Origin of the sequence: Corallococcus sp. AB038B, assembly GCF_003668955.1 — a bacterium.
GTDB classification, from domain to species: Bacteria; Myxococcota; Myxococcia; order Myxococcales; family Myxococcaceae; genus Corallococcus; species Corallococcus exiguus.
The window spans coordinates 1-21,100 of the sequence record NZ_RAWO01000003.1; the positions used below are offsets into that span (position 1 = coordinate 1).

Annotated in this window: 18 protein-coding genes and 1 pseudogene; 2 read left to right on the forward strand and 17 right to left on the reverse strand. The window is 68.1% G+C overall.

The annotated features are described in order from the left end of the window. Positions 1–130 precede the first annotated feature (130 nt). The 12 genes and pseudogenes from D7Y04_RS16320 to D7Y04_RS16370 form a co-directional block, all read right to left on the reverse strand. A complete protein-coding gene (locus tag D7Y04_RS16320) occupies positions 131–1,576 on the reverse strand; it encodes a hypothetical protein (protein WP_121759928.1) in 1,446 nt (481 codons plus the stop codon). 70 nt (positions 1,577–1,646) lie between these two features. Next, on the reverse strand, positions 1,647–2,801 hold the full coding sequence (locus D7Y04_RS16325) for a protein kinase (RefSeq protein WP_121759929.1): 1,155 nt from the start codon (positions 2,799–2,801) through the stop codon (positions 1,647–1,649). Between the two features lie 160 nt (positions 2,802–2,961). Then, entirely contained in the window at positions 2,962–4,770 is a 1,809-nt protein-coding gene (locus D7Y04_RS16330) for a serine/threonine-protein kinase (RefSeq protein WP_121759930.1), read from the reverse strand. After that, positions 4,767–5,633, reverse strand: a complete 867-nt coding sequence (locus D7Y04_RS16335) for a DUF2381 family protein (RefSeq protein ID WP_121759931.1) — start codon at positions 5,631–5,633, stop codon at positions 4,767–4,769. The genes D7Y04_RS16330 and D7Y04_RS16335 overlap by 4 nt, the downstream gene beginning before the upstream one ends. A gap of 101 nt (positions 5,634–5,734) precedes the next feature. Then, a complete protein-coding gene (locus tag D7Y04_RS45660; protein ID WP_370457116.1) occupies positions 5,735–6,265 on the reverse strand; it encodes a DUF5953 family protein in 531 nt (176 codons plus the stop codon). Then, positions 6,250–6,462 (reverse strand): annotated as a pseudogene (locus D7Y04_RS16345) (DUF6310 domain-containing protein); the annotation flags it as partial. The pseudogene D7Y04_RS16345 and the gene D7Y04_RS45660, both read right to left, overlap by 16 nt. Positions 6,463–6,490: 28 nt before the next feature. Further along, a complete protein-coding gene (locus D7Y04_RS44050; protein ID WP_147477122.1) occupies positions 6,491–6,847 on the reverse strand; it encodes a hypothetical protein in 357 nt (118 codons plus the stop codon). A gap of 156 nt (positions 6,848–7,003) precedes the next feature. Then, positions 7,004–7,297, reverse strand: coding sequence for a hypothetical protein (locus D7Y04_RS44465; protein WP_158627527.1), 294 nt, complete (start codon positions 7,295–7,297; stop codon positions 7,004–7,006). A 443-nt stretch (positions 7,298–7,740) separates the two neighbouring features. Then, positions 7,741–8,634, reverse strand: coding sequence for a protein-glutamate O-methyltransferase CheR (locus tag D7Y04_RS16355; RefSeq protein WP_120594733.1), 894 nt, complete (start codon positions 8,632–8,634; stop codon positions 7,741–7,743). Positions 8,635–8,638: 4 nt separating this feature from the next. Continuing rightward, the gene (locus D7Y04_RS16360) at positions 8,639–9,199 is read right to left on the reverse strand and encodes a chemotaxis protein CheW (RefSeq protein WP_120594732.1); all 561 of its coding nucleotides are present in this window, start codon (positions 9,197–9,199) and stop codon (positions 8,639–8,641) included. Positions 9,200–9,214: 15 nt separating this feature from the next. Then, positions 9,215–10,906: a methyl-accepting chemotaxis protein gene (locus tag D7Y04_RS16365; RefSeq protein WP_121759933.1), complete on the reverse strand. Its 1,692-nt coding sequence runs from the start codon at positions 10,904–10,906 to the stop codon at positions 9,215–9,217. 28 nt (positions 10,907–10,934) lie between these two features. Further along, a complete protein-coding gene (locus D7Y04_RS16370) occupies positions 10,935–12,647 on the reverse strand; it encodes a chemotaxis protein CheA (RefSeq protein ID WP_199749678.1) in 1,713 nt (570 codons plus the stop codon). Between the two features lie 454 nt (positions 12,648–13,101). Here D7Y04_RS16370 and D7Y04_RS16375 point away from each other — a divergent pair, with 454 nt between their 5' ends. Beyond that, positions 13,102–14,889: an FAD-dependent oxidoreductase gene (locus D7Y04_RS16375; protein WP_121759934.1), complete on the forward strand. Its 1,788-nt coding sequence runs from the start codon at positions 13,102–13,104 to the stop codon at positions 14,887–14,889. Positions 14,890–14,900: 11 nt separating this feature from the next. Here the strand turns inward: D7Y04_RS16375 and D7Y04_RS16380 are convergent, their stop codons facing one another. Then, positions 14,901–15,293, reverse strand: a complete 393-nt coding sequence (locus D7Y04_RS16380; protein ID WP_120594728.1) for a cupin domain-containing protein — start codon at positions 15,291–15,293, stop codon at positions 14,901–14,903. Between the two features lie 165 nt (positions 15,294–15,458). On the opposite strand from D7Y04_RS16380, the gene D7Y04_RS16385 reads away from it, so the two are divergent. Then, on the forward strand, positions 15,459–16,508 hold the full coding sequence (locus tag D7Y04_RS16385) for a hypothetical protein (protein ID WP_121759935.1): 1,050 nt from the start codon (positions 15,459–15,461) through the stop codon (positions 16,506–16,508). Between the two features lie 9 nt (positions 16,509–16,517). On the opposite strand, the gene dusA is transcribed toward D7Y04_RS16385, so the two are convergent. The 4 genes from dusA to D7Y04_RS16405 all read right to left on the reverse strand — a co-directional run bounded on the left by dusA (position 16,518) and on the right by D7Y04_RS16405 (position 21,051). Beyond that, the gene (gene dusA / locus D7Y04_RS16390; protein ID WP_121759936.1) at positions 16,518–17,519 is read right to left on the reverse strand and encodes a tRNA dihydrouridine(20/20a) synthase DusA; all 1,002 of its coding nucleotides are present in this window, start codon (positions 17,517–17,519) and stop codon (positions 16,518–16,520) included. A gap of 79 nt (positions 17,520–17,598) precedes the next feature. Then, positions 17,599–18,129 (reverse strand): hypothetical protein, encoded by a 531-nt coding sequence (locus D7Y04_RS16395; RefSeq protein ID WP_121759937.1) that lies wholly within the window; start codon positions 18,127–18,129, stop codon positions 17,599–17,601. Positions 18,130–18,213: 84 nt separating this feature from the next. Further along, positions 18,214–19,185, reverse strand: coding sequence for a squalene/phytoene synthase family protein (locus D7Y04_RS16400; RefSeq protein ID WP_121759938.1), 972 nt, complete (start codon positions 19,183–19,185; stop codon positions 18,214–18,216). Positions 19,186–19,323: 138 nt separating this feature from the next. Next, positions 19,324–21,051 carry a dipeptidase gene (locus D7Y04_RS16405; RefSeq protein ID WP_121759939.1) on the reverse strand — a complete coding sequence of 576 codons (1,728 nt, stop codon included), beginning with the start codon at positions 21,049–21,051 and terminating at the stop codon, positions 19,324–19,326. Positions 21,052–21,100 lie beyond the last annotated feature (49 nt).

Here is a 21,100-nt window from a genome sequence, read left to right on the forward strand (position 1 = left end):
TCCGTTTCGGCCGGAGCACACGCACTCGCGGCCGTTTGCTCCCCGCCATGGCGATTCATGCTCGCACAGCAGCGCTTATGCATCCTTTGGATGCATCAGAATCGTTAATTTTTTCTCATCCCCTCAGCGCTCACGCCCCCACGCTGACGGTCTCCTCGAAGCCACGCTCACCCGTGACGGTGATGGTCTGGAGCCGGGGGAAGCGCCCTTTCACCCGCTCCACCAGGTCTGGCAGCGCATCCCGGGCCTGCGCATCCCGGTCGAACTGGACGGTGAGGCCCTCCAGCGTGTCCGAGCGCATCCGGTCCAGGTCATACACAGTCATGTCCCCGAACTGCATCCGCAGGGTGCGCACGCGGGGGAACAGCTCCACCAGGCTTGCGTCGAGGGAGTACAGGACGAGGTTCTCGGTGGTGTCGACGCGTGAGCGACGGCGCCGCCAGGTGAAGGCCGGGAGGAGCGTGATGCGGGTCGTCTCGCTGCCATTCCATTCGGGCGCGAAGCCATGCTTTTGGAGCGCGTTGGCGACGGCCTGTCCCACCGCGACGTCCTTCTCCGCGTCCTCCGCTTCGGCGAGCGAGCCGAACGCGATGCAGAGCGCACCGCCCTTCAGCGCGTAGTCGATGTCCTGCCCGTGGAAGAAGGCCGCGCCCCAAGGCTTCAATCCGCGCGCCTCCAGCGCGTGCGCGTCCTCCCGGACGTAGGTCCACCCTCCGCGCAGGGTGTCGGTGGCGCCCATCCTCGTCACGATGCCGTCGCGCTTCAGCTCGTCGAAGGCGGCCTCCAGCCGGTCCGCTTCGATGACCTCCGGCCACTGCTTCTCCTCCTCGATGCGCGCATGGACCATCCGGGCGAACTGCCTCATCACCTCACGGCGGACGCGGTCGTCATCCAGGTCGTCCCAGGCTCCGCCTCCGGTGTAGTCCGGCACGCGGACCAGGGAGTCGACGCCCTGATCGAAGCCGGACCGCAGGTTCGCCAGCGCATCCGGAATCAGCGCGGACTGCTCTGCATCCATCGGCGGAAGCGGGAGTCGCGCGCCCAGCTCGCCCAACCGCCGGGCCAGCTCCTGCGCGCGTGGCAGCAGCCCGAGCTTCTCCGCGAGCAACGGCATGGGCACATCCCCGCGCGTCGTCGCCAGCACCCGGAACACGAAGCGCCAGTCGTCCTTGCCGATGAACGACTCGATTCCCACCTGCCAGTGGCCATCGTCGTCCACATGGAATACGGCGTCCTCGCCCGACCCTGCCATCACGCGCAGGGTGATAGCGGTGAGCTGCGTGTCCCATTCCTCCAGGGCGTAGGGCTCACCACGAACGTCCAGGGCCTTCAGTCGCCGCGTCAGCTCCTCCACCTTCGCGGTGAGCCCTTCCTTCGCCACGAACTCAGGTCGCACCACGTCACCGCGCGTGGTCGCGACGACGCGTGAGAGGCATTCCCCCGTGTCCGGGTTGACGAGGTCGATGGATACGTAGGCGTGTCCCCACCGGTCCACGTCGACGCCCACGTGCGGGAGGTCGTGCAGCACTTCATCCGCGATGGCACGCGCCTGCGCGTACACCGATGCCTCTTCCATCCTGCGACTCCCTGTGAATGCTGGCGGGACCCAGCACGCACGGAGTGTCAGCCAAACACAGGCACAGCGGCTAGTTCGTGCTGATTTCGTTCTGGGAAGCCTGGAGGCCACGGGGGCGCCGCACGCTCAGGTCGACCATCACCTCGCGGGAGCGCTTCGCCATCTCGTGCAGTTCAGCCACTGCTTCCTTCCGCCCGTAGGCATCTCCCTCTCCGAGCCAGCGGCGCAGGTCCGCCGCCAGTTCCCGCGAAGTCTGGTAGCGGTCTCCCGGGCGGGGCTGGAGGAGCTTGCGCAGTGCCAGGCCCAGCCCCTGCGGAAGCGGCTCCGTCAACGCCTCCAGGTCCGCTTGCGTATAGGTCGCCGCGCGCCAGATCGCGTCCTCCACGCCGGCAGGGCTCCCAGCGAGCCGCGCCCTCCTGACGGCACGGCGGGCCCGCATGCGCTGTCTGACCGATAGCGAGTCCTTCACCTCTTCGGTCAAGACGTCCGGGGCGTCGAGGATGTTCTTCCCTGTCGCCAATTCGAGCAGGACATTGCCGAGCGCGAAGAGGTCCGAACGCGCATCCACACGCCCGGTCAGGAGCATCTCCGGGGAGGAGTAGAACGCATCCCCCTGCGGCTGGCGCACCGTGGATGAAACGCGGCCGGGCAGGTCCGAACGGGCGAGTCCGAAGTCGGAGACCTGCACGTCGCCGTTCCAGTCGACGAAGATGTGCTCGACGTCGAGCGCCCGGTGGACGATGTGGAGGGAGCGCCCCTCCGCGTCCTTCGCCTCGTGGGCATGCTCCAGGGCCTCGGCGACGCGCGCCCCGACATGGAGGGTGAAGAGGGGAGAGAACCGGCGACCGCACTCCCCGGAGAGCGTCAACAGGGTGTTGATGGTGTGTCCCGACGGATGCTCGGAGATGACGTACCAGCTCCCCTCCGCCTTGTGCAGCCCTTGGACACGGAGGATGCCCGGATGGTCGAGGTACGTCGCGAGGCGCACCTGCTCTTCCAGCTTCGCCCGCGCCCGCTTGACGCGGGGCATCTCCATCAGCTTCGGAACGCCCACCGCCTTGAGCAGCACCTTGCCTCGGATGCTGCCCTCTGGAGTGCGGCGCCGGGCCAGCAGGAGACTCAACCCGTGGTGGACCACTCCCAGGTCTTCGCGGAACTCATACTGGACGCCGTCCCTCGTGAAGAGAATCGCCCCGCGTGGAAGCCTGAACTCCCTTTCCGACATGTGTCTTCCTCCTCTTCGCGCAGGCATCCCTGCCCCGCGCGTCGCGGGCGACGGTACCCGTGGGATGGGAAGAAACGGAACGACCCTGGGAGTGCATGTCGGGTTCGAGGAGGAGGGGTGCGAAATCAAGCACCTACCCACCACGTCGTCCCGGGGCTGCTCAGGGCCAGCGGTCCACAACGAACCCGCCACCCCGATTTGACGCCTTCACCCTGCCGTCCTTGAACTCTTCGGCCGTGGTCTCAACCACGAAGCAGATGGGGTACTCATCCTGTCCCGGCAGCTTCACCCGGTCATACCGGATGACGAGTGTCTCTCCATCCGCACGCCCCATCTTGTCAGAGAGGTAGTACGCCTTGCCGTAGAAGCGTGTCCCCATTGGGGCGACCGCGTTCTGCCGGTCGATGTTGATGCCTTTCGGGACAATCCCCACCACCTCCGCGCCAGCGGTGAACCACACGAGTCCCCACGGTGCCTGGCGCTCGTCGAGTTGGAGGCTGAACTGGTCTGCGCCCCTCCAGTGAAGCTGCTCCCGCATGGTTTCATACGCCCCATCCGGACAGGTGAACGCCTCGGGCCTGATCTGAGCTCCCGGACAACCCGCCGCCAGCGCCGCGACGAGCGACAACGATGCGCACTCCACGGCGGCAACAGACTTCTTCGGCATGCGGGGCGCACGTCCTGGGGATGAGGCTTCGGGTGCTGGGGTCTTCAAGGCGGATCCTTCCTTCGGGGCAGCGGCGACTGCGGGCCCCGGGATTGTCACGGACGAAGGGCCAACAGGTGTCATAGCAGGAGGTGTTGTCGTGGACGGCGCGGAATGGGTGGTGGAGGGAGGTGGGCTTGAGGCTGCGGCGTCGCGCGACCCGGCAGGACCGTCGGGGACGCTCCTTGACGAACGCCAGAGGACCGAGGCCATGACGAGCGCGACGATACAAACGACGCCTGCGATCCACCTTCCCGTTCGGCGCGGTCGCTCCATCAGGGCCACATGCCGTTTGAAGGATTGCGGCGTGGAGGGCATCGCCAATGCCGCGGGTATCGGTACTCCGTGACGCTGTTCAGCGGGTGGATGGGCCGGCACGTCATACTCAGCGGAGCGCGCGGCGCGGAGATCCGCCAGCTCGCGACGCAGCGCCTCGGTATCAACCGGACGCTTCTTGGGGTCTCGGGCCAGGACGCTCTCCACGAGATCGCTTAACTCCGCTGGAACCCGCGCATTCACCAAGCGGGGTGGCGGCGGTGGGAGAGCAAGGCTGTTCAAGTCGAAGCGCGGACGAAACTCCGTCGGTCGCGGGTCGGTCAGCAGTTCATGAAGCATGACTCCGACCGCGAAGATTTCGTCGGCGACCTGGAAGGCGTAGCGAGCCCGGTGCTCGTCCTTGTGCTCGCGCAGGAACTTGAACTGCTCGGGGGCGCGATAGCGGTCCGTGCCTGGAGGCAAGCCTCCGTCCGTCAGGTCTTCGGCGAGGGTGTAGGTCGCACAGCTGAAGTCGATGATGACGGGCTCGCCGTCGCTCTTGCGGATGAGCACGTTGGACAGCTTCAGGTCCCGATGCAGGATGCCCCGGCCGTGCATGTAAGACAGCGCACCGGAGATCTTCTCGAAGACTCCGAGGATTTCACGAACGGTCGGGTGCTTGCGCTCTGCCCACTCCGCGAGCGTCCAACCGTCCACGTAGTCGAGCGCGAGGTAGAGGTTCCCGCTCTCCGCGAGGCCATGCCCTTGCGGCCGGACGATGTTCGGATGGTCCAGCATGAGCAGCGCCGTCAACTCCCGCAGCGTCCGGGCGTGGGTCTGCTTGAGGTCGCCGCTGGACTCCCGGTGCTGGGCCATCTTGATGGCACGGTGCCTGCCGTTCTTTTCGCCCAGGAAGACGAACGCGAAGCCTCCGTCGCCGAGTGCCTTGGCCACCTGCCACCCATCGATGAGTGAACCGGGTGGAACGTGGAGCAGTGTCGCGCTCATTGGGCGTCCTCCGCTGCGGGCTTCGGGAAACGCACGCCTGGAATCGTGAGATGCCCCCCATCTCCGCGCACCTCCAGGGTGAAGACGACGTCTGCTTGCGTCTCTGCCACGTCCACGACGGCAAGCACACGCTCTGCCTCTCCCGGAAGGATTGCCCCCGGCTTCTCCGCTACGAGCCGCGCGCGCAGGGGTATGCCGGCTCGCCCCACGAATGTCGCCTCTCGGGGTGTCCAGGCGGGGCGGTCAGGGCCGTTCACAATCGTCACGGCCGCCAGAATCCAACCCGTGCCTCGAAAGGCTACGATCGAGTCCCAGTTAAGCCCCTGCACACCATCGAACTTGCCTTTGCGGCTGGACGTCGTGACGCCTTTCGCGTCCACGTAGCCGAGAAGCACGAAGTCTTCCGGCTTCGGCGCCGGGGCTTGGGCCGTGGGCTGGCAGGCCGTGTTCGGCGGCTCCGGGCGTTGCACGTCGATCCGTGAGTCCACATCGGCCGGATCGGTCACGAGCACGAAGGCAGCCCGCGTCGGCTGATGGCCGTCGGCGAAGAAGACCCCGAGTTCCTGTCGCTCACCGTCGCCAAGATTGGCCACGGGCTGAACGATGATTGACCGCTCGCCCGCATCCAGGACGCGGATCCGGGACTCATCGAAGGTCAGGGTCTTTCGCTGGATCGGTGAGGAGAACAGGAACACGGTCGGCGTGTCCCCCGCGACGTGGACGACGGGCAGCGGTCCGGTGGGCGTGCTGGCGACGGCGACGGGTCGTTCCCGCCTGACGCGCGCCCCCGGTGCCGGCTCAGCCCACGCAGCAGCTCCCGTGACAAGCGCGAGCGCCAGGGCCAATCTGAACGGTTGGAGCAATGGTGCATGACCTCCCAGATGGGAAGGCTACCATCGCGGATGCCCGCGCAGCGGGTCTCTTTCCTACAGCAGGAGCCACATCCCAGGCCCCTGGATCGAGATCAAGGCGCTGCGCGTCCGCCTATCTGCGGAAAGCGTTCGTAGGCGCGCCTGAGCGTGTCCAGGTGGGCAGGGTTGTCGTATGCGAGCGGCACGTCCGTGAGCTGCACAATCCACCCACCTGACGCCGTACGCCGCGCCTGCGTGAGCAGCTCGGTGTCGCGCGCAGGATCCGGGAACCCGATGGCCTGCGCTGTGGCGGCAGACCAATAGTTCAGCCACCCCAGGAACCAGGGAATCGCAGGCGTGGGGAGCTTCTCTGGAAGGTTGAGCATGGGAAGCCCGCGGGGTGAACGCTCCGGTCCATGCGGCGAGCGGCGAAACTGCTGCGCGACCTCTGATCCGTACCCGTAAGGCGACGCGTGCCCCCAGTGCGAGTGAGCACCCTCGGCCACAGCCTCAAGCACAGCCGCCGCTGCCGCGATCGCGGGTGCGTCCAGCGGTATCTCCGCATGCACATCAAGTCGGGCTTGTCCGCCCGGGCTGAGGCGCCCCGAGCTGCCCCTCCCTGAAATCATCACGGGGCGAGCCATGCGTCACGATGCGGCAATGCAAGATGGGTCTTGATTTCCCACAGCTTGCGCACGCCGACTTGCAACGCATCGAAGCGCACGCCGCCAACGAGCACATCCATTCCGGGATAACGGTTGGGTGGGAACTTGTCGGCACATTCATCATGCGGGTCGTCCTCGCCCGCATGGGGCACTGGAACAGGTTCGCAACTGGCGCGTCCAGTCCGGTCCAGGAGCACGGAGCACCTACTTCGAAACCGGAGGGCCAAGCTCTTCGGGAAGTGGCGTTCGAAGAAATTTCATTCCATTTGGCAACTGAATGACCTGGAAGCCTTGGTCTTTAATTCTGACAAGATCTCCATCAGATGCAGCGCCGCTGGCCAGCCACCTATCCGCCTCCTCTTGTGTTGAAAATGTCTTTACAATCGGGACACTGAAATTCGGATCTGAAAACTCGTGATAATATTTTAGAAAATCATCCAGATTCCTGGTCCGACGCAAGTAGAGCAATGCAATTGCCGCAAGCTGGATCGTTGATTCCTCCTTCGAGCCAGACGGGTAACTTTTGCTTGCCGCATCGAGAATGCGAAGAGTCGAATCCATGTCAAATTCATTTGAGATTGTCACTGTGCACCTTCCCATTGAGTCAGAGAGCAAGGGGAGCGAGAACGAGCGCGCCCGTGCCGCCAGTTGCGACAATAAAGGCCACGCCCGCGACGACGACGACCGTTCCGATTGCCACTTCGGTACTGTGCGCCCTCAACCAATCAAGCGCCCCGTCAATGCTTGAGAATCGAAGCGCTTCGCTTTCATTTTTTTGTACTTGCTGCTCGTTCCCGTTGATGCAAACCATGTACTGTTTCCGGCACTCCTCCGTGCAATACTCATGGTGTTTGCCAGAGCCCCTTTTGATGCTCGACAATGGAGGAGCGGAATTCCAGCATCTGTCGAAACATTGGATATGCTCGGCATCGCAATCGCGCCCGCCAGAGCCACCCATTCCGCTGGTGTCTTCTGAAATGACATAAGTGCGACGCTCAGGCCGTTGCGCATGGGAGCATCCGCCAAGAGCCACGGCAACGGGGAAGATCAATGCGCCTACCGCCATGCGCAGCCGCCGCTGTCGGCGGACTATTTCGGGTGTGCGCGCGCTCCGCATCGTCAATTTCTCCAGGCGACCCATGCTTTCCTGGCCAATCAGGGCATTGGCGAGCGCTTGCGGATCAAGGCTGCTTCGCCCGTAAGAGCACCTGGCAGTTGGCGAGTGGACGGTTTCCCGCTGTTGGCCAATCTCTCCATGGTTTTTTCAGTGGTCAGGCCGGGATGGGGCGTGGACTGCCCCAGATCTACCGAGAACCCCGAGCGCCACCGTGGCGCCCCGCCGTGACAAGCGCCGCGCGAACTCCGCGCCAATGCCCATGGATGCGCCGGCCCCCCCAGCAACAACGGGCAGCGGCGGGCACCTGCTTTCCAGAAATGGAAAGCGGCGCCTTCCCCTACTCGCGCGACGGAAACGGCGGTCCCGGGCGCGGCGTGTACACGTTGGCGCTCACGGAGCGCGCCGCCGCGGTGATTCCAATCAGGCTCTCCGCGTGCCCCAGGAAGAAGTAGCCCGTCTCCGGCAGCCGCGACAGCAGCCCCTGGATGACGCGCGTCCGGGCCTCCGTGCCGAAGTAGATGAGCACGTTGCGGCAGAAGATGATGTCGAACGGCCCCACCGGCCAGGTGGCGGGCGCGTGCAGGTTCGCGCGGGCGAAGCGCATGAAGTGGCGCAGCTCCGGGCCCGCCGTCATGAGGCCCTCCTGGGTGCGCACGCCCTTCAGCATGTACTTGCGCAGCAGCACCTGCGGAATGGTCCGGGCCCGCTCCATGCTCCAGAGGCCCTCCTCCGCGCGCTTCACCGCCCAGGTGGACAGGTCCGTGGCGACGATCTCCAGGCTCCACCCGGAGCCCTTGGGGAACGCCTCCAGCAGCTCCATCGCCAGCGAGTACGGCTCCTCGCCCGTGGAGCAGCCGGCGCTCCAGACGCGGATGCTCCGGGGCCGCCGGCCCTGCGCCGCCTGGGCCGCCCACTCCGGGAAGACGTGCTCGCGCAGGAGGTCGAAGTGCCGGGGCTCGCGGAAGAAGGACGTCTCGTGGGTGCAGAGGCTGTCGAGCATCCGCACCTTCTCCGCCTCGTTCCCCCGCGTGGTGACATACGCGTGGTAGGCGGCGAAGGACGGCAGCCCCAGCTCGCGCAGCCGCCGCGACAGCCGGTTCGCCACCAGCGCGTTCTTGGCCGAGGACAGGTGGATGCCCGCCTCCGTCTCCACCAGATGCTGGAACAGCGCCAGCTCCGTGCGCGACAGCGCCGGAGGCAGCGCGGACGGCCAGAGCGCGTCCTCGCTCATCCCCTCACCCGTTGCCCGATGCTTCCGGAGCAGGGGCCGGAGCCGCCGGGGCCAGTGCCGCCGGGGCCGCGGCCTCGTCGGTGGCGGCCGTCAGCCGGAGCAGCTCATCCAGCGACAGGACCCGGTCCAGGTCCAGCAGCAGGATGAACGTGTCGTTGTGGCGGCCCATGCCCCGGAGGAACTCCAGCCGTACGCGCGTGCCGAAGGCGGGGGGCGGTTCGATGTCCGAGGGGCCCAGCTCCAGCACCTCGCGCACCGTGTCCGTGAGCAGCCCCAACACCGTCGGCTGGCCGTCGAGCACCACCTCCACGATGACGAAGCAGGACCAGCGGGTGATGGGCCGAGGCGGCAGGCCGAACTTCACCGCCAGGTCCACGACGGGCACCACGCTGCCGCGCAGGTTGATGACGCCCTGCACGGCCGCGGGCATCCCCGGCACGCGCGTGACGGGGCGGTGTTCGATGATCTCCCGCACCCGCAGGAGGCCCACGGCGTACTCCTCGCCCGCGAGCATGAAGCTCAGGTAGCTGGACCTGCCGTTGCCCGGTTCGGTGGACTGACTCATGGTGCGCGCCCCTTCCTAGAACCGCTGGAAGTCATGGGGGGCCGGCGCTTCCGCGCCGTTCTGGAGCCGGGACAGGGCCCCGTTCGTGGACGTGGCCAGCGGCCCCTGCGCCGCCGCCTGGAGGCCCCGGACGGGCGAGGCCGGCAGCCGGGGCGCCATGGGGCGATGCTGCGTGGAGGAGGCGTTGAAGCTCATGCCCTCCACCAGCCGGAAGAAGTTCATCATCTGCAGCAGCGACTCTGCCTGGGTGGCCATCTCCTCCGCGGTGGAGGACAGCTCCTCCGCGGCGGACGCGTTGCGCTGCGTGACTTGATCCACCTGCGTCATGGCGCGGTTCATCTGCGACACGCCAATGGACTGCTCGCGCGAGGCGTTGGCCACCTGCTGCACCAGCTCCGACGTGCGGCGGATGGCGGGCACCAGCTCCGACAGCAGCTGGCCGCTGCGCTCGGCGACCTTCACGCTGGAGGTGGCCAGGCTGCCAATCTCCTTCGCGGCCTTCTGGCTGCGCTCCGCCAGCTTGCGCACCTCCGTGGCGACGACGGAGAAGCCCCGGCCGTGCTCCCCGGCGCGCGCGGCCTCCACGGCGGCGTTCAGCGCGAGCAGGTTCGTCTGGTAGGCGATCTCCTCCACGATGTCGATGCGCTCCGCGATGGCGTTCATCGCCTCCACGGTCTCCTTCACCGCGCGGCCACTCTCCTCCGCGTCGCGGGCGCCCTTGAGGGCCGTCTGCTCCATCTCCCGGCTGTTCTCCGAGTTCTGGCGGATGCTGACGTTGAGCTGCTCCAGGCTGGCGGTGGTCTCCTCCACGGAGGCCGCCTGGGAGCTGGTGCCCTGCGACAGCCCCTGCGCGGCGGACGCCACCTGGAGGGACGCGGACGACAGCGAGCCCGCGGCGCCGCGCACCTCGCTGATGACGCCCGACAGCCTTTGAATCATGTCCCGCATGCTGCCCATCATCCGGCCCGTCTCGTCCGTGCCCCGGGAGACGATGTTCGCCGTGAGGTCGCCCGCCGTCACCTGCGACGTCACCTGCACGGCCTCCGTCAGCGGCTGCACGATGCTGCGGGTGAGGAAGTAGGACAGCAGGGCCGCGAGCACCACGCCCAGGACGCCGCCCATGATGATCATGTTGTACAGGTCCACCACCATGCCCGCGGTGCGGGTGGTGCGCTCGGCCAGCAGGGTCGTCTCGTCGTCCCCCAGCTTGGTGAGCAGCATGCGGATGCGGTCCGCGGTCTGCTTGCCGCGCGCGGACTGCTCCACCGCGACCAACTGGGCCAGCTCCCCGCGGCCCGCGTTGACCTCACGGCGCTGGGCGATGAGCGGCTCCAGGTGCTGGGAAATCCACTGCTGCAACAGGTCGCGGATCTCCTGCTGGCGCTCCTGCTGGCGGTGGTCGCTCTGGGTGAGCTGGCGGATGCTGTCCAGGCTCTGCGACACGCTCATCCGGGCCATGTTGTAGGGGTCCAGGAACTTGTCGTCGCCGGTGATGATGAAGCCGCGCTGCCCCGTCTCCAGGTCGGCCATGTCACCCTCCAGGGTGCGCACGGCGATGAGCACCTTGTGGCTTTCGGTGTCGCCCTCGGCGGTGACGGAGACCTTGAGGATGGTCGTGTACACCACCACGACGAGCGCGATGATGATGGCGACCATCGCGCTGAAGGCGAGCGTCAGCTTCGCCGTGATGCTCAGGTTGTTGAACATGATGACTCCAGAAACAGAAGACTGACCGCTACGGCGCCCGGGTGGCGTTCGCGGGAGAAGGGGTTGCCAGGGGGGAGGGAGGACTGAGCGCGGCCTCGGAGGCGTGGAGGATGGCCCTGCGCACCAGCGCGGGCGTGTCCAACAGGAGCCCCACCCGGCCGTCGCCCAGGATGGTGGAGCCGGAGATACCGGGGATGCCCTGGAAGAGGCGCCCCAGGGGACGGATGACCCGCTGGCCCTCGCCCTGGAGCTCATCCACCGCCAGGCCGATGACGCCGTCCGGGTGCTTGAGGACGACCACGTTCTCCCGGGCTGGCGTGCTCCCGCCCAGGGAGAAGACCTGACGCAACCTCAGGAACGGCAGTGGCTGCCCGCGCAGGGACAGCACACCGGACGCCTCCGCCGTGCGCTCCTGGGCGGGGACCTCCATGCACTCCTGCACGCCCTCGATGGGGACCACGTACACCTGGTCCCCCACGCCCATGGCGAAGCCCTGGATGACGGCGAGCGTGAGCGGCAGCCGCAGCGTCAGCGTGGTGCCCTGCCCCTCCTGGCTCTGGATGGACACGGAGCCGCGCAGCGCTTCGATGTCCCGGCGCACCACGTCCATGCCCACGCCGCGGCCGGACAGCTCCGTCACCTCGGTGGCGGTGGAGAAGCCGGGCTCGAAGATGAGGCGCAGCAGTTCGTCGTCGCGCAGCCGCTCGGGCGCCGCCACCAGGCCCTTCTGCTTCGCGCGCTCGCGCACCCGTTCGCGCTGGATGCCGCGGCCGTCGTCGGACAGCTCCACCACGACGCTGCCGGCGTCATGGTAGGCCTTGAGCCGCAGGCGGCCCCGGGGGTCCTTGCCCGCGGCGCGGCGCTCGTCCGGCGTCTCGATGCCGTGGTCCAGCGAGTTGCGCAGCAGGTGGAGCAGCGGGTCGCGCAGCGCGTCCAGCACCGCGGTGTCCAGCGTGGCGTCCTCGCCCTCCAGCTCCAGTTGGGCCAGCTTCTGCTGGGAGCGGGCCAGGTCGCGCACGGTGCGCAGGTGCTGACGGAACAGAGGCCCCACCGGGACCATCCGCACCTTCATCACCTCTTCCTGGAGCGCCTCGAAGAGCGGATCCATCTCCCGCTGCTGGTTGAGCGCGTCCTCCCAGCTGGCCCCGGACTCCTCCGCGCGCGACAGGAACTGCGCCATCCGCCCGCGCGCCACGGACAGCTCCGCGGTGAGCGTGACGATGCGGTCCAGGCGCTCCATGTCCATGCGCACGCGGGTCCGCGTCGTGCCCCGCGCCTCCGGCATGCGCGGCAGCGCGGCGGGAGTCGGCAGAGCCTCCGTGGGAGCCCCCGCGACGATTCCCTCGCGCAGCAGGGAGAGGTGGGCCTGGTGCACCGCGCCCAGCGAATCCACGCCCGCGAGCGACGCCTGGCACAGCTCGCGGAGGTGATCCACCGCGCCCAGCAGCAGCGACACCCGCGTCTCATCCAGCGTGAGGCGCCCGTCGAGCAGGGCCTGGAGGAGGTCCTCGACGCCGTGCGTGTAGTCCGTCACGGCCTGGAAGCCGAGCGACGCCGCCGCGCCCTTGAGCGTGTGCGCACCGCGCAGGATGCCCGGGAGCAGCCCCTCCGCCGGAGAGACCTCCAGCGCGATGAGGTTCTCTTCCATGGAGGAGACCAACCCCTCCGCTTCGTCCGCGAAGACGGCCAGCACCTTCTGCCACTCCGCGGCGGTCTCCGACGGTATGTCCCCCGGGCCCATCGTCACCTTCCGCCCCAGGGGCGAAGGGAGACCGGCACACGTAGAGGGATGGGTGGAGGGATTCTCAAGAACACGGACGCGCGCCCCCCTTCCTCAGGATGCAAGGCATTGCCATGAAGGTGGGCCGTCCCCCAGGCGAGGAATGAATCGAGAACTGAACACTAGCGAATTGAACACAAAGAAACAACCTCACCAGTGATTTCACGCAGCGTTGGAATCCACGGGAAAACGAGGCCCGAGACAGAGCAGGACGTCACAGGTTGGCTGAGAGAGGCTCCACGACGAGAGTGTGTCTCACCTGTCTTGAGTTACTTGTTTCAATCCCATCCACATCCAACACACTGCGTCTCGTACGTTCGTCCAAGACATCTCACTCGCACTCTGGGGTGATGCGGACTCCCTGGGGCATACGCGACGCTGGCTTGAGCGCACGCCGAGCAGCCGGAGGTGCTTCATGCCCAGCGTCATCGTGGTGGGAGGGGGCGTCGCGGGACTGACGGTCGCGCACGAGCTGGTGGAGCGCGGCTTCGAGGTCCAGGTCTTCGACACGCGAACGGCCTGGGGCGGCAAGGCCCGCTCGCAGCCGGTGGCGGGCACGGGGACGAACGGGCGGCGCGACCTGCCGGGCGAGCACGGCTTCCGCTTCTACCCACGCTTCTACCGCCACGTCATCGACATGATGCAGCGCACGCCCGCCGTCCCCGGCTCGGCCACGCCCTCCGTGGAGCAGCACCTCAAGGCCACCACGGAGAGCGCCATCGCGCTCATCGACGAGGACACGTGGTACCGCTTCTCCCGCCGCAAGCTGGACAAGCCTTATGACGTCCTGGAGGCGCTGGAGCTGTTCTTCCAGAAATTGGACTTCGACAAGGCCGACAGCAGCCTCTACAGCCTCAAGATCCTCCAATTCCTCTCATCCAGCGAGGCTCGCCGGTTCGGCCAGTACGAGCGGATGTCCTGGTGGGACTTCGCGCAGGGGGACCTGTACTCGCCGAAGTTCCAGCGGCAGCTGCGAGCCGTGCCGCGCACGATGGTGGCCATGGATCCGCAGCGCGGGTCCGCGCGGACGATTGGCGCCATCTCCATGCAGCTCATCCTCGACTTCGCCCAGAGCGGGGTGAACAACGACCGGACGATGGGCGGCCCCACGAGCCAGATGTGGCTCGAGCCCTGGATTGCCCACCTGCGCGGACTGGGCGTGCAATTCCACGCGGGCGTCCACTGCACCGGGCTCGACGTCGCGGGCGGGCGCATCGCCGGGGTCCGCTTCGCCAACGGCGAGTCCCGCACGGCCGACCACTACGTGCTCGCGGTGCCGCTGGAGGCGGCGCATGCGCTGATGACCCCGGAGCTGGCCGCGTTGGACCCGGCGCTGGCGCGGCTGCGCGCGGCGGACGTGGAGCAGTTGGTGTCCTGGATGGTGGGCATCCAGTTCTTCCTCTACGAGGACGTGCCGCTGGTCCGCGGCCACACCTTCTATCCGGACTCCCCGTGGGCGCTGACGTCCATCTCGCAGCCGCAGTTCTGGCGCGAGCTGGGGCTGTTCCGGCGCGTGTTCGGGGATGGGCAGGTGGGCGGGCTGCTGTCCATCGATGTCTCGGATTGGAACACACCCGGCACCTTCGTTCCGAAGCGCGCGAAGGACTGCACGCCGGAGGAGATAAAGACAGAGGTCTGGGGACAGCTCAAGGCGGCGCTCAACGGGCTGGACCTGGACGAGCAGGTGCTGACCGACGAGCTCCTGCACTCCTTCCACCTGGACGCGGACCTGGACTACGGCGGCGGGCTGCCGCCGCGCAACTCGTCCGGCCTGCTCGTCCATCCGCCCGGCTCCTGGGACGTGCGTCCGGAGGCCGCGAGCGCCATTCCCAATCTCTGTCTCGCGGGGGACTACGTCCGCACGCACACGGACCTGGCCTCCATGGAAGGGGCGTGCGAGGCGGGCCGCCGCGCGGTCAATGCCATCCTTGACCGCACGCAGTCCCAGTCCAGCCGCGCGCTCATCTGGCCCCTGGAGGAGCCGGAGTGGGTGGAGCCATGGAAGCGCCTGGACGCGGCGCTGTATCAACGCGGACGCCCGCACCTGTTCGAACTGCTGGGCCTGCGCACCGCGGTCCAGGCCTCGGACGTGCTGCGCCGGTTCGCGGCGCTCACGGGCCTCACCGACGTGGATGATTGGTTGGATCAGTTCCGTGTCTCCAGCGTGGTGGACGCGCTGCTGGAGCGGCTGGGCATTGATTGAGCTTTGGCTGACTACTGGAGCGTTGGCTGCTCCTGCTCTTCCTTGCTGGCCTTCGCGTAGTCCTCCGCGCCGGTGAAGTCGACGACGCGGCAGGGCTCATCGCCCACGACCCAGGCGTCATGGCCTGACGGGATGAAGGCGACGTCGCCCGGCTCCAGGTCCAGCTCCTGACCGTCATTCATCACGACGTGCATCCGCCCGGACAGGATGCTGAGGGTGTGGACGACTTCGCAGCTCTCCGTGCCCGCGATGGGTTTCACGTGCTCCGACCAGCGCCAGCCGGGTTCGAAGTAGCCACGGCCAATGCTGAGCGCTCCCATGTTCAGGACGATGGCCTCTCCGTGCGAGACGAAGGGCCGGCGCTCGTCCGCCTCGTTGGCCTTCTTGATGATGGCGCGTCCCATGGTGCAATCCCTCCCGGTGAATGGGTCCCAGGAAATCTGGGGGCTCCGCGCGCCAGTGGAAAGGGTTCGGGCGCGGACGCGGGCGGTGGACCGGAGCACGGGGTGTAGCGCCCGTCCCCACCTCCGTACCTTCGTGCCGCAATCCGGTCCCGAGGGAATCAAGCCATGCGCCTCACGTCGCGCCTTGCCCTGTGGGCATGTCTGGTCATCGCGCAGGGATGCCGCTCGCATCACGAGCCGCCTCCCGCGCCCCCACCCACGCCGCCCACGGCCACCGCCCGGCCGCTCCACCTGGCGAAGCCGGAAGCCATCGAGTTCGAGTTCGGCCGGGCCCAGGCCACCGCCTGCAATTGCTTCAAGTCGGACGCGACCGCGAAGGAGGGGGGCGCGTGCGCCACGCCACGCTTTGGCTCGTACCTGCTCGCGCTGACGTGGGCCCCCACCTTCTGCCGCACGCATCCGGACAAGGAGGAGTGCGAGCACCTGGAAGAGCACTTCGGCGCGACGCACCTCACGCTCCACGGGCTGTGGCCCCAGTTCAACGACGAGGAGGCACAGAAGCTCAACTGCACCTATCCGGCGTTCTGCGGCGGGCTCTGCGAATGTCAGGGCAGCGATGCCCCTTCGAAGTGCTTCCCCGACCCCGCGACGATTCCGCACGCCATGGGTACCTACGGGCCGGGCTTCGTCACGGACAACTACTTCCTCGCGAACCACGAGTGGCCCAAGCACGGCAGCTGCACGGGGATGGATGCCCGGACCTACTTCCAGAGCACCATCGACGCGCTGCTGTCATTGCCGGGCGACCAGGGGACGCCGGCCGCGCTCACGGACAACGTCGGCGGGAGCGTGTCGCTGGAGAACCTGCGCGCCGCGTTCGGACAGGGCGACAGCGTCGCCTTCGCTTGCGACCCGAAATGCAACCTCCAGGAGGTGGGCGTCTGCTTCTCGGTGGACGAGCAGCGGCGCCCCGCGGCGCGCATGACGTGCCCGAAGAGCGTCACCGGCGGCAACACCAACAGCTGCGTGGGCAGTGGTTCGCAACCCCGCTGCCCCATGGTGAAGATCCAGGCCGCGACATCCGATATCGGGCCGAGCCCCAGCTGCGGACAGCCGGGCCAGGGTCCCGCGTGCACGAATGATCAGCTCTGCCAGAACCAGGGCTGGGTCCGCTGCGCGCGCTCCGGGTGCTGCACCACCGTGCCCAAGCGCTGAGGCTCGGTGTCAGGCCACGGCCTGGAGGTCGGCGGCGCGCGGCACCTTCGCGGCGGCAGCGCGCACCAACTCCGGGCTCGCGCCGTCCTTGTGGGCGTTCTCGCTCAGGTGCCGGCGCCAGGCGCGCGCACCGGGCAGGCCCTGGAAGAGGCCCAGCATGTGCCGGGTCATGGCGCCCAGCGGCGCCCCCTGGCTCATCTGCGTTTCGATGTACGGCAGCATCGCCTCCACCACCTCGTGCCGCGTGAGGGGCGCCTGCGTGCTCCCGAAGAAGCGCCGGTCCGCGTCCGCCAGCAGGTACGGGGATTCGTAGGGCGCGCGGCCCATCATCACGCCGTCCACGCGGCCCAGGTGCTCGGCCGCCGCGTCCAGCGTCTTGATGCCGCCGTTGAGGCTGATGTCCAGGTGCGGGTACTCGGCCTTGAGCCGGTGCACCAGGTCGTAGCGCAGGGGCGGCACGTCCCGGTTCTCCTTGGGGGACAGGCCCTGCAGCCACGCCTTGCGCGCGTGCACGATGAAGCGCGTACAGCCCGCGGCGGAGACGCGCTTCACGAAGTCCTCCAGCGTGGACCACTCCTCCAGGTCGTCGATGGCGATGCGCGACTTCACCGTCACGGGGATGCGCACCGCTTCACGCATGGCGGCGACACCGCGCGCGACGAGGTCCGGCTCCGCCATCAGGCAAGCGCCGAAGCGGCCGGACTGCACGCGGTCGCTGGGGCAGCCCACGTTGAGGTTGATCTCGTCGTAGCCCCACTCCTCGCCGATGCGCGCGGAGGCGGCCAGGTCCGCGGGCTCCGAGCCGCCCAACTGGAGGGCCACCGGGTGCTCGGCGGGCGTGAAGCCCAGCAGGCGGTCGCGCTTGCCGTGCAGCACCGCGCCCGTGGTCACCATCTCCGTGTAGAGCAGCGTGTGGCGGGAGATGAGCCGGAAGAAGTACCGGCAGTGCCGGTCCGTCCAGTCCATCATCGGCGCGACACACAGCGGCATGGGGTAGGCCAGGGCAGTCATCGCCCTACCCATATCCGGACTCCCGCCGTCCGCCCAGGGTCTCCCGAGGCTCCCTCTGGAAGCAGGCGGACGACCGAGCTCAGGCGGTAGTGCTGAGCACCACGCCCTGCTCCGCGAGCCACGCGTCCACCAGCCGCTGGCCGGCGTCCGTCAGCGTGAAGCCCAGCCCGGCCCACTGCTGGCCATTGAGCATCACCACCTGTCCCAGCGCGCGGGCAAAGGCCACCTCAGGAGCCGCCTGCTTGAGCAGCGCGCCCGCGTAGTGGTGCAGGAACAGGTCGAAGTTCTTCGCGAAGTCCGGGTGCCCGGGGAGCGAGTCGCTGCGCGTGTCCGCTGTCACGTCATACGTCTGGATGACCGCACCGAAACCCAGCACGTCCACCAGGAACGCCTGCATCCGGTCCTTGCCGCGCACCCGCCCGGGCAGCCACCGCTCCGGCCCCGCCGACGTCTGGAATGTCCACAGGCCGCGTTGACGCGCGGCGGCGAACGGCAGCCCCCCACCCCGCCGCTCCACCTGGGCCGCCCGGCGCTGCACCCGCAGAGGCGAGCTCTCCGAACGCGCGGGGAAGTAGACGATGACCGCCGGTGTGGAGCGGGCGCAGTTCATGGGAGGCACGACTCCAGAGGGGGAACACCTGCACCGGAATTATCCGGCGCGGACGCCCTGGAGTTGCTTCCCGGTCAACGCTTTTCAGGGGCCGCCCGGCATGGGCCCGGCGAGCGCCTCCACGGCCTCGGGGAGCGTGCCCCGTTCGAGCGCGGCGTGGAGGGTCATCATCTGGGCGGTCACCACCGCGCGCGACACCTTGGCGCCCGCGCCGTCGCGCACCAGCAGCTCCAGGGTGGCCTGGGCCAGGAGCAGCGGCAGCGTGGTGAAGGCGAGCATGTCCCGGGGCGCTCCCGCCAGGAACAGCGAGCGCACGTAGCGCGCCGCGGCGATCAGGTCCTGGCCCGCGAGCTGCTCCACGTCCTGGAGCTGCACGCCGTCCGGAAGCCACACGCGGCCCTCCTTCCGGTCCTGGCGCGCGTCCTTGAGGATGTTGACCAGCTGGAGCCCCTCTCCGAACAGCGGAGCCAGCGAGCGCAGGTTCGGCGCGTACAGCGCGAGGCGAGGATCCAGGACGAACAGCTCCGTGAGCAGCTCCCCCACCAGTCCCGCCACGATGTAGCAATAGTCACGCAGGGACTGGAGCGACCCGAGCTTCAACAACCCGTCCTCGGACGCACCGGCCAGCACCTGCCCCATGCCCTGCACCGTCTTCAGCACGAAGTGGCGCAGGATGGCGCCGGCCTCCGGGCGCAGCGCGTCCAGGCTCGCCAGCAGCGTGGGCGTGCGCGCGAGCAGGTCCAGGTAGCCCGCGTTCTCGCTGGGACGGCGCGACAGCCATTCGCGCGACAGCGCCCCGGCGTCCGAGCCCGGCTTCTCCTGGATCAGGGCTTCGAAGGCGGCCAGCGCCTCCCGCCGCTCGTCGCGCGTCCAGGGAGCGGCGTCCTCCAGCGTGTCGGCGACGCGCAACAGCAGGTAGCCCAGGCCCACCTCGCGGCGCAGCGGCTCGTCGAGCAGCGGGATGGCGAGCGCGAACGTGCGGCTGGTCCGCACGAGGAAGTCCGCCAGCTCGTCATCCCGGAACGGAAGGGCCGTCGCGGTGGGGGCGTCACTCAAGGAACCGTCCTCCGGGCACGGGCGCGCCTGCCGCCCGCGCCCTCACTGCCACAAGCCATCCACCGACACACGCGAGAACGTGCGAGCCCGGCGCGCGGGGCCAGGACGGACACCGCGCGCCCGGGATTTTCCGGTGCTTCAGGGCGCCGGAGCGACCGTGGGCTTCGGGGCCGCGGGCTGCGCGGGAGTAGCGGGCTGGGCCGGCGCGGCGGGAGCCACGGCGGGGGCGGCGGGCTTCGGCTCCGGCTTCTCGTGCGACTCCAGGATCTTGCCGTTGTCCGCCGCGATGCGGCGGTACCACGCGTCCGGGTAGCGCGGGTGGCCCACCTTGCCCGTGTTGTCGCGCACGTTGCCGTCGATGTACTTCACCAGCAGCTGCTCACCCAGCTTGCGCCAGCGCGCGTGCACCTTGTCGCCCTGCTGCAGGGAGTACTCGGTGAGGTACTGGCGGGCCTGCTCCGGCGTCCGCTTGTAGAGCACCTGCGCGATGCTCTCGATGTTGGCCTGGTCCGCCAGGAACTGGCCCTCCAGGTCCCCCTGCGCCTTCTGCACGTCGACAATCATGTCGCTCCAGCGCCCGTAGGCCTGGTTCGACACCCAGTTGAAGACCCAGAAGGACGAGTCCCAGGAGAACTCGCCGCGGCTGGCTACCCCCTGGGAGAAGTTCTTCGGCACCTGCCGGATGCCCGCGTACATGGGCGTGTAGACGGTGGTGAAGGTGTCATCCACGCCGAACCAGAGCACTCCGCCAATGGCGTCCGGCAGCGTGGAGCGCATCTGCGCGACGAAGGAGAAGCCCGTCTGCTGCGTGGAGATGGCGCGCTCGTGCACGTAGCTCTTGCCGTCCACGTCCCACGTCATGGGGCGCCAGCGGTAGGGCACCGCGTAGGGACCCGCGCCCACGTCCTTGGACATGTCCAGCGGCGTGCCCTCGAAGTGGTCGCGCATGAGCGCCATGGCGTCCTGCACGGACACCTTTTTGTCCGGCTTCACCCACAGGGGCAGCCGCTTCGTGATGTCCGCGCCGTCCGCGTACTCCACGCCCAGCTTCAGGGACGGGGCCGCGCGGCGGAAGATGCTCCACACGCGCCCCTCGCTGAAGCGCTGCCCGCCGAAGTCCAGCGGGTGGTACGTGTCCGCGAAGCTGAAGTCCTTGTCCGCGCCCGTGTACCAGCCCTTCGCGCGCGCGAAGGAGATGACGTCCGGCGAGTACAGCGTGGTGGCGCTGTCGTTGAGCGGGAACTGGCGGATGCGCGACTGGTTGGCGTGCGCGGAGATGTAGCCGTCCGGCAGCTTGCGGGCCACCCACACCGCGCCCTTCTGCCCCTCGCCCTTGCCAATCATCTCCAGGAGCCACGCCTCCTTGGGGTCGGCGATGGAGAACGTCTCACCGGTGGACGCGTAGCCGTACTCGGCGACCAGGTCCGTCATCACCTGGATGGCTTCACGCGCCGTCTTCGAGCGCTCCAGCGCGATGTAGATGAGCGAGCCGTAGTCGATGATGCCCGAGGGCCCCTCCAGCTCCTTGCGGCCCGTGAAGGTGGACTCGCTGATGGACAGCTGGTGCTCGTTCATGTTGCCCACCACCGAATAGGTGGCTGCCGGCTGTTTGATGCGGCCCAGGAACTTGCCGGTGTCCCACTCCATGACGTCGCGCATGGAGCCGGCCGCGTGGCGGCGGGCGGGCGTGTAGTACAGCTCGCCGTACAGCTCGTGCGCGTCCGCCGCGTAGGTGATGAACGTGGAGCCGTCCGTCGTGGCGCCCTTCGTCACCAGCATGCTGGTGCAGGCGTCCGCGACAACGGGGGCGACGAGCACCGCCGTCAGCGGCAGCGCGGTGAAGAGGGTCGAAGGGAATCGGTTCATGGCGGCGCAATCTAGCAGGACCGCCGCCCGCTGCCCGCCCAGACAGGTT

Coding starts and splice junctions, on each gene's coding strand:
- D7Y04_RS16320 (WP_121759928.1), bottom strand. CDS start 1,576: ATGGAAGAGGCATCGGTGTACGCGCAGGCGCGTGCCATCGCGGATGAA.
- D7Y04_RS16325 (WP_121759929.1), bottom strand. CDS start 2,801: ATGTCGGAAAGGGAGTTCAGGCTTCCACGCGGGGCGATTCTCTTCACG.
- D7Y04_RS16330 (WP_121759930.1), bottom strand. CDS start 4,770: ATGAGCGCGACACTGCTCCACGTTCCACCCGGTTCACTCATCGATGGG.
- D7Y04_RS45660 (WP_370457116.1), bottom strand. CDS start 6,265: ATGGCTCGCCCCGTGATGATTTCAGGGAGGGGCAGCTCGGGGCGCCTC.
- D7Y04_RS44050 (WP_147477122.1), bottom strand. CDS start 6,847: ATGGATTCGACTCTTCGCATTCTCGATGCGGCAAGCAAAAGTTACCCG.
- D7Y04_RS44465 (WP_158627527.1), bottom strand. CDS start 7,297: ATGCGCAACGGCCTGAGCGTCGCACTTATGTCATTTCAGAAGACACCA.
- D7Y04_RS16355 (WP_120594733.1), bottom strand. CDS start 8,634: ATGAGCGAGGACGCGCTCTGGCCGTCCGCGCTGCCTCCGGCGCTGTCG.
- D7Y04_RS16360 (WP_120594732.1), bottom strand. CDS start 9,199: ATGAGTCAGTCCACCGAACCGGGCAACGGCAGGTCCAGCTACCTGAGC.
- D7Y04_RS16365 (WP_121759933.1), bottom strand. CDS start 10,906: ATGTTCAACAACCTGAGCATCACGGCGAAGCTGACGCTCGCCTTCAGC.
- D7Y04_RS16370 (WP_199749678.1), bottom strand. CDS start 12,647: ATGGGCCCGGGGGACATACCGTCGGAGACCGCCGCGGAGTGGCAGAAG.
- D7Y04_RS16375 (WP_121759934.1), top strand. CDS start 13,102: ATGCCCAGCGTCATCGTGGTGGGAGGGGGCGTCGCGGGACTGACGGTC.
- D7Y04_RS16380 (WP_120594728.1), bottom strand. CDS start 15,293: ATGGGACGCGCCATCATCAAGAAGGCCAACGAGGCGGACGAGCGCCGG.
- D7Y04_RS16385 (WP_121759935.1), top strand. CDS start 15,459: ATGCGCCTCACGTCGCGCCTTGCCCTGTGGGCATGTCTGGTCATCGCG.
- dusA (WP_121759936.1), bottom strand. CDS start 17,519: ATGACTGCCCTGGCCTACCCCATGCCGCTGTGTGTCGCGCCGATGATG.
- D7Y04_RS16395 (WP_121759937.1), bottom strand. CDS start 18,129: ATGAACTGCGCCCGCTCCACACCGGCGGTCATCGTCTACTTCCCCGCG.
- D7Y04_RS16405 (WP_121759939.1), bottom strand. CDS start 21,051: ATGAACCGATTCCCTTCGACCCTCTTCACCGCGCTGCCGCTGACGGCG.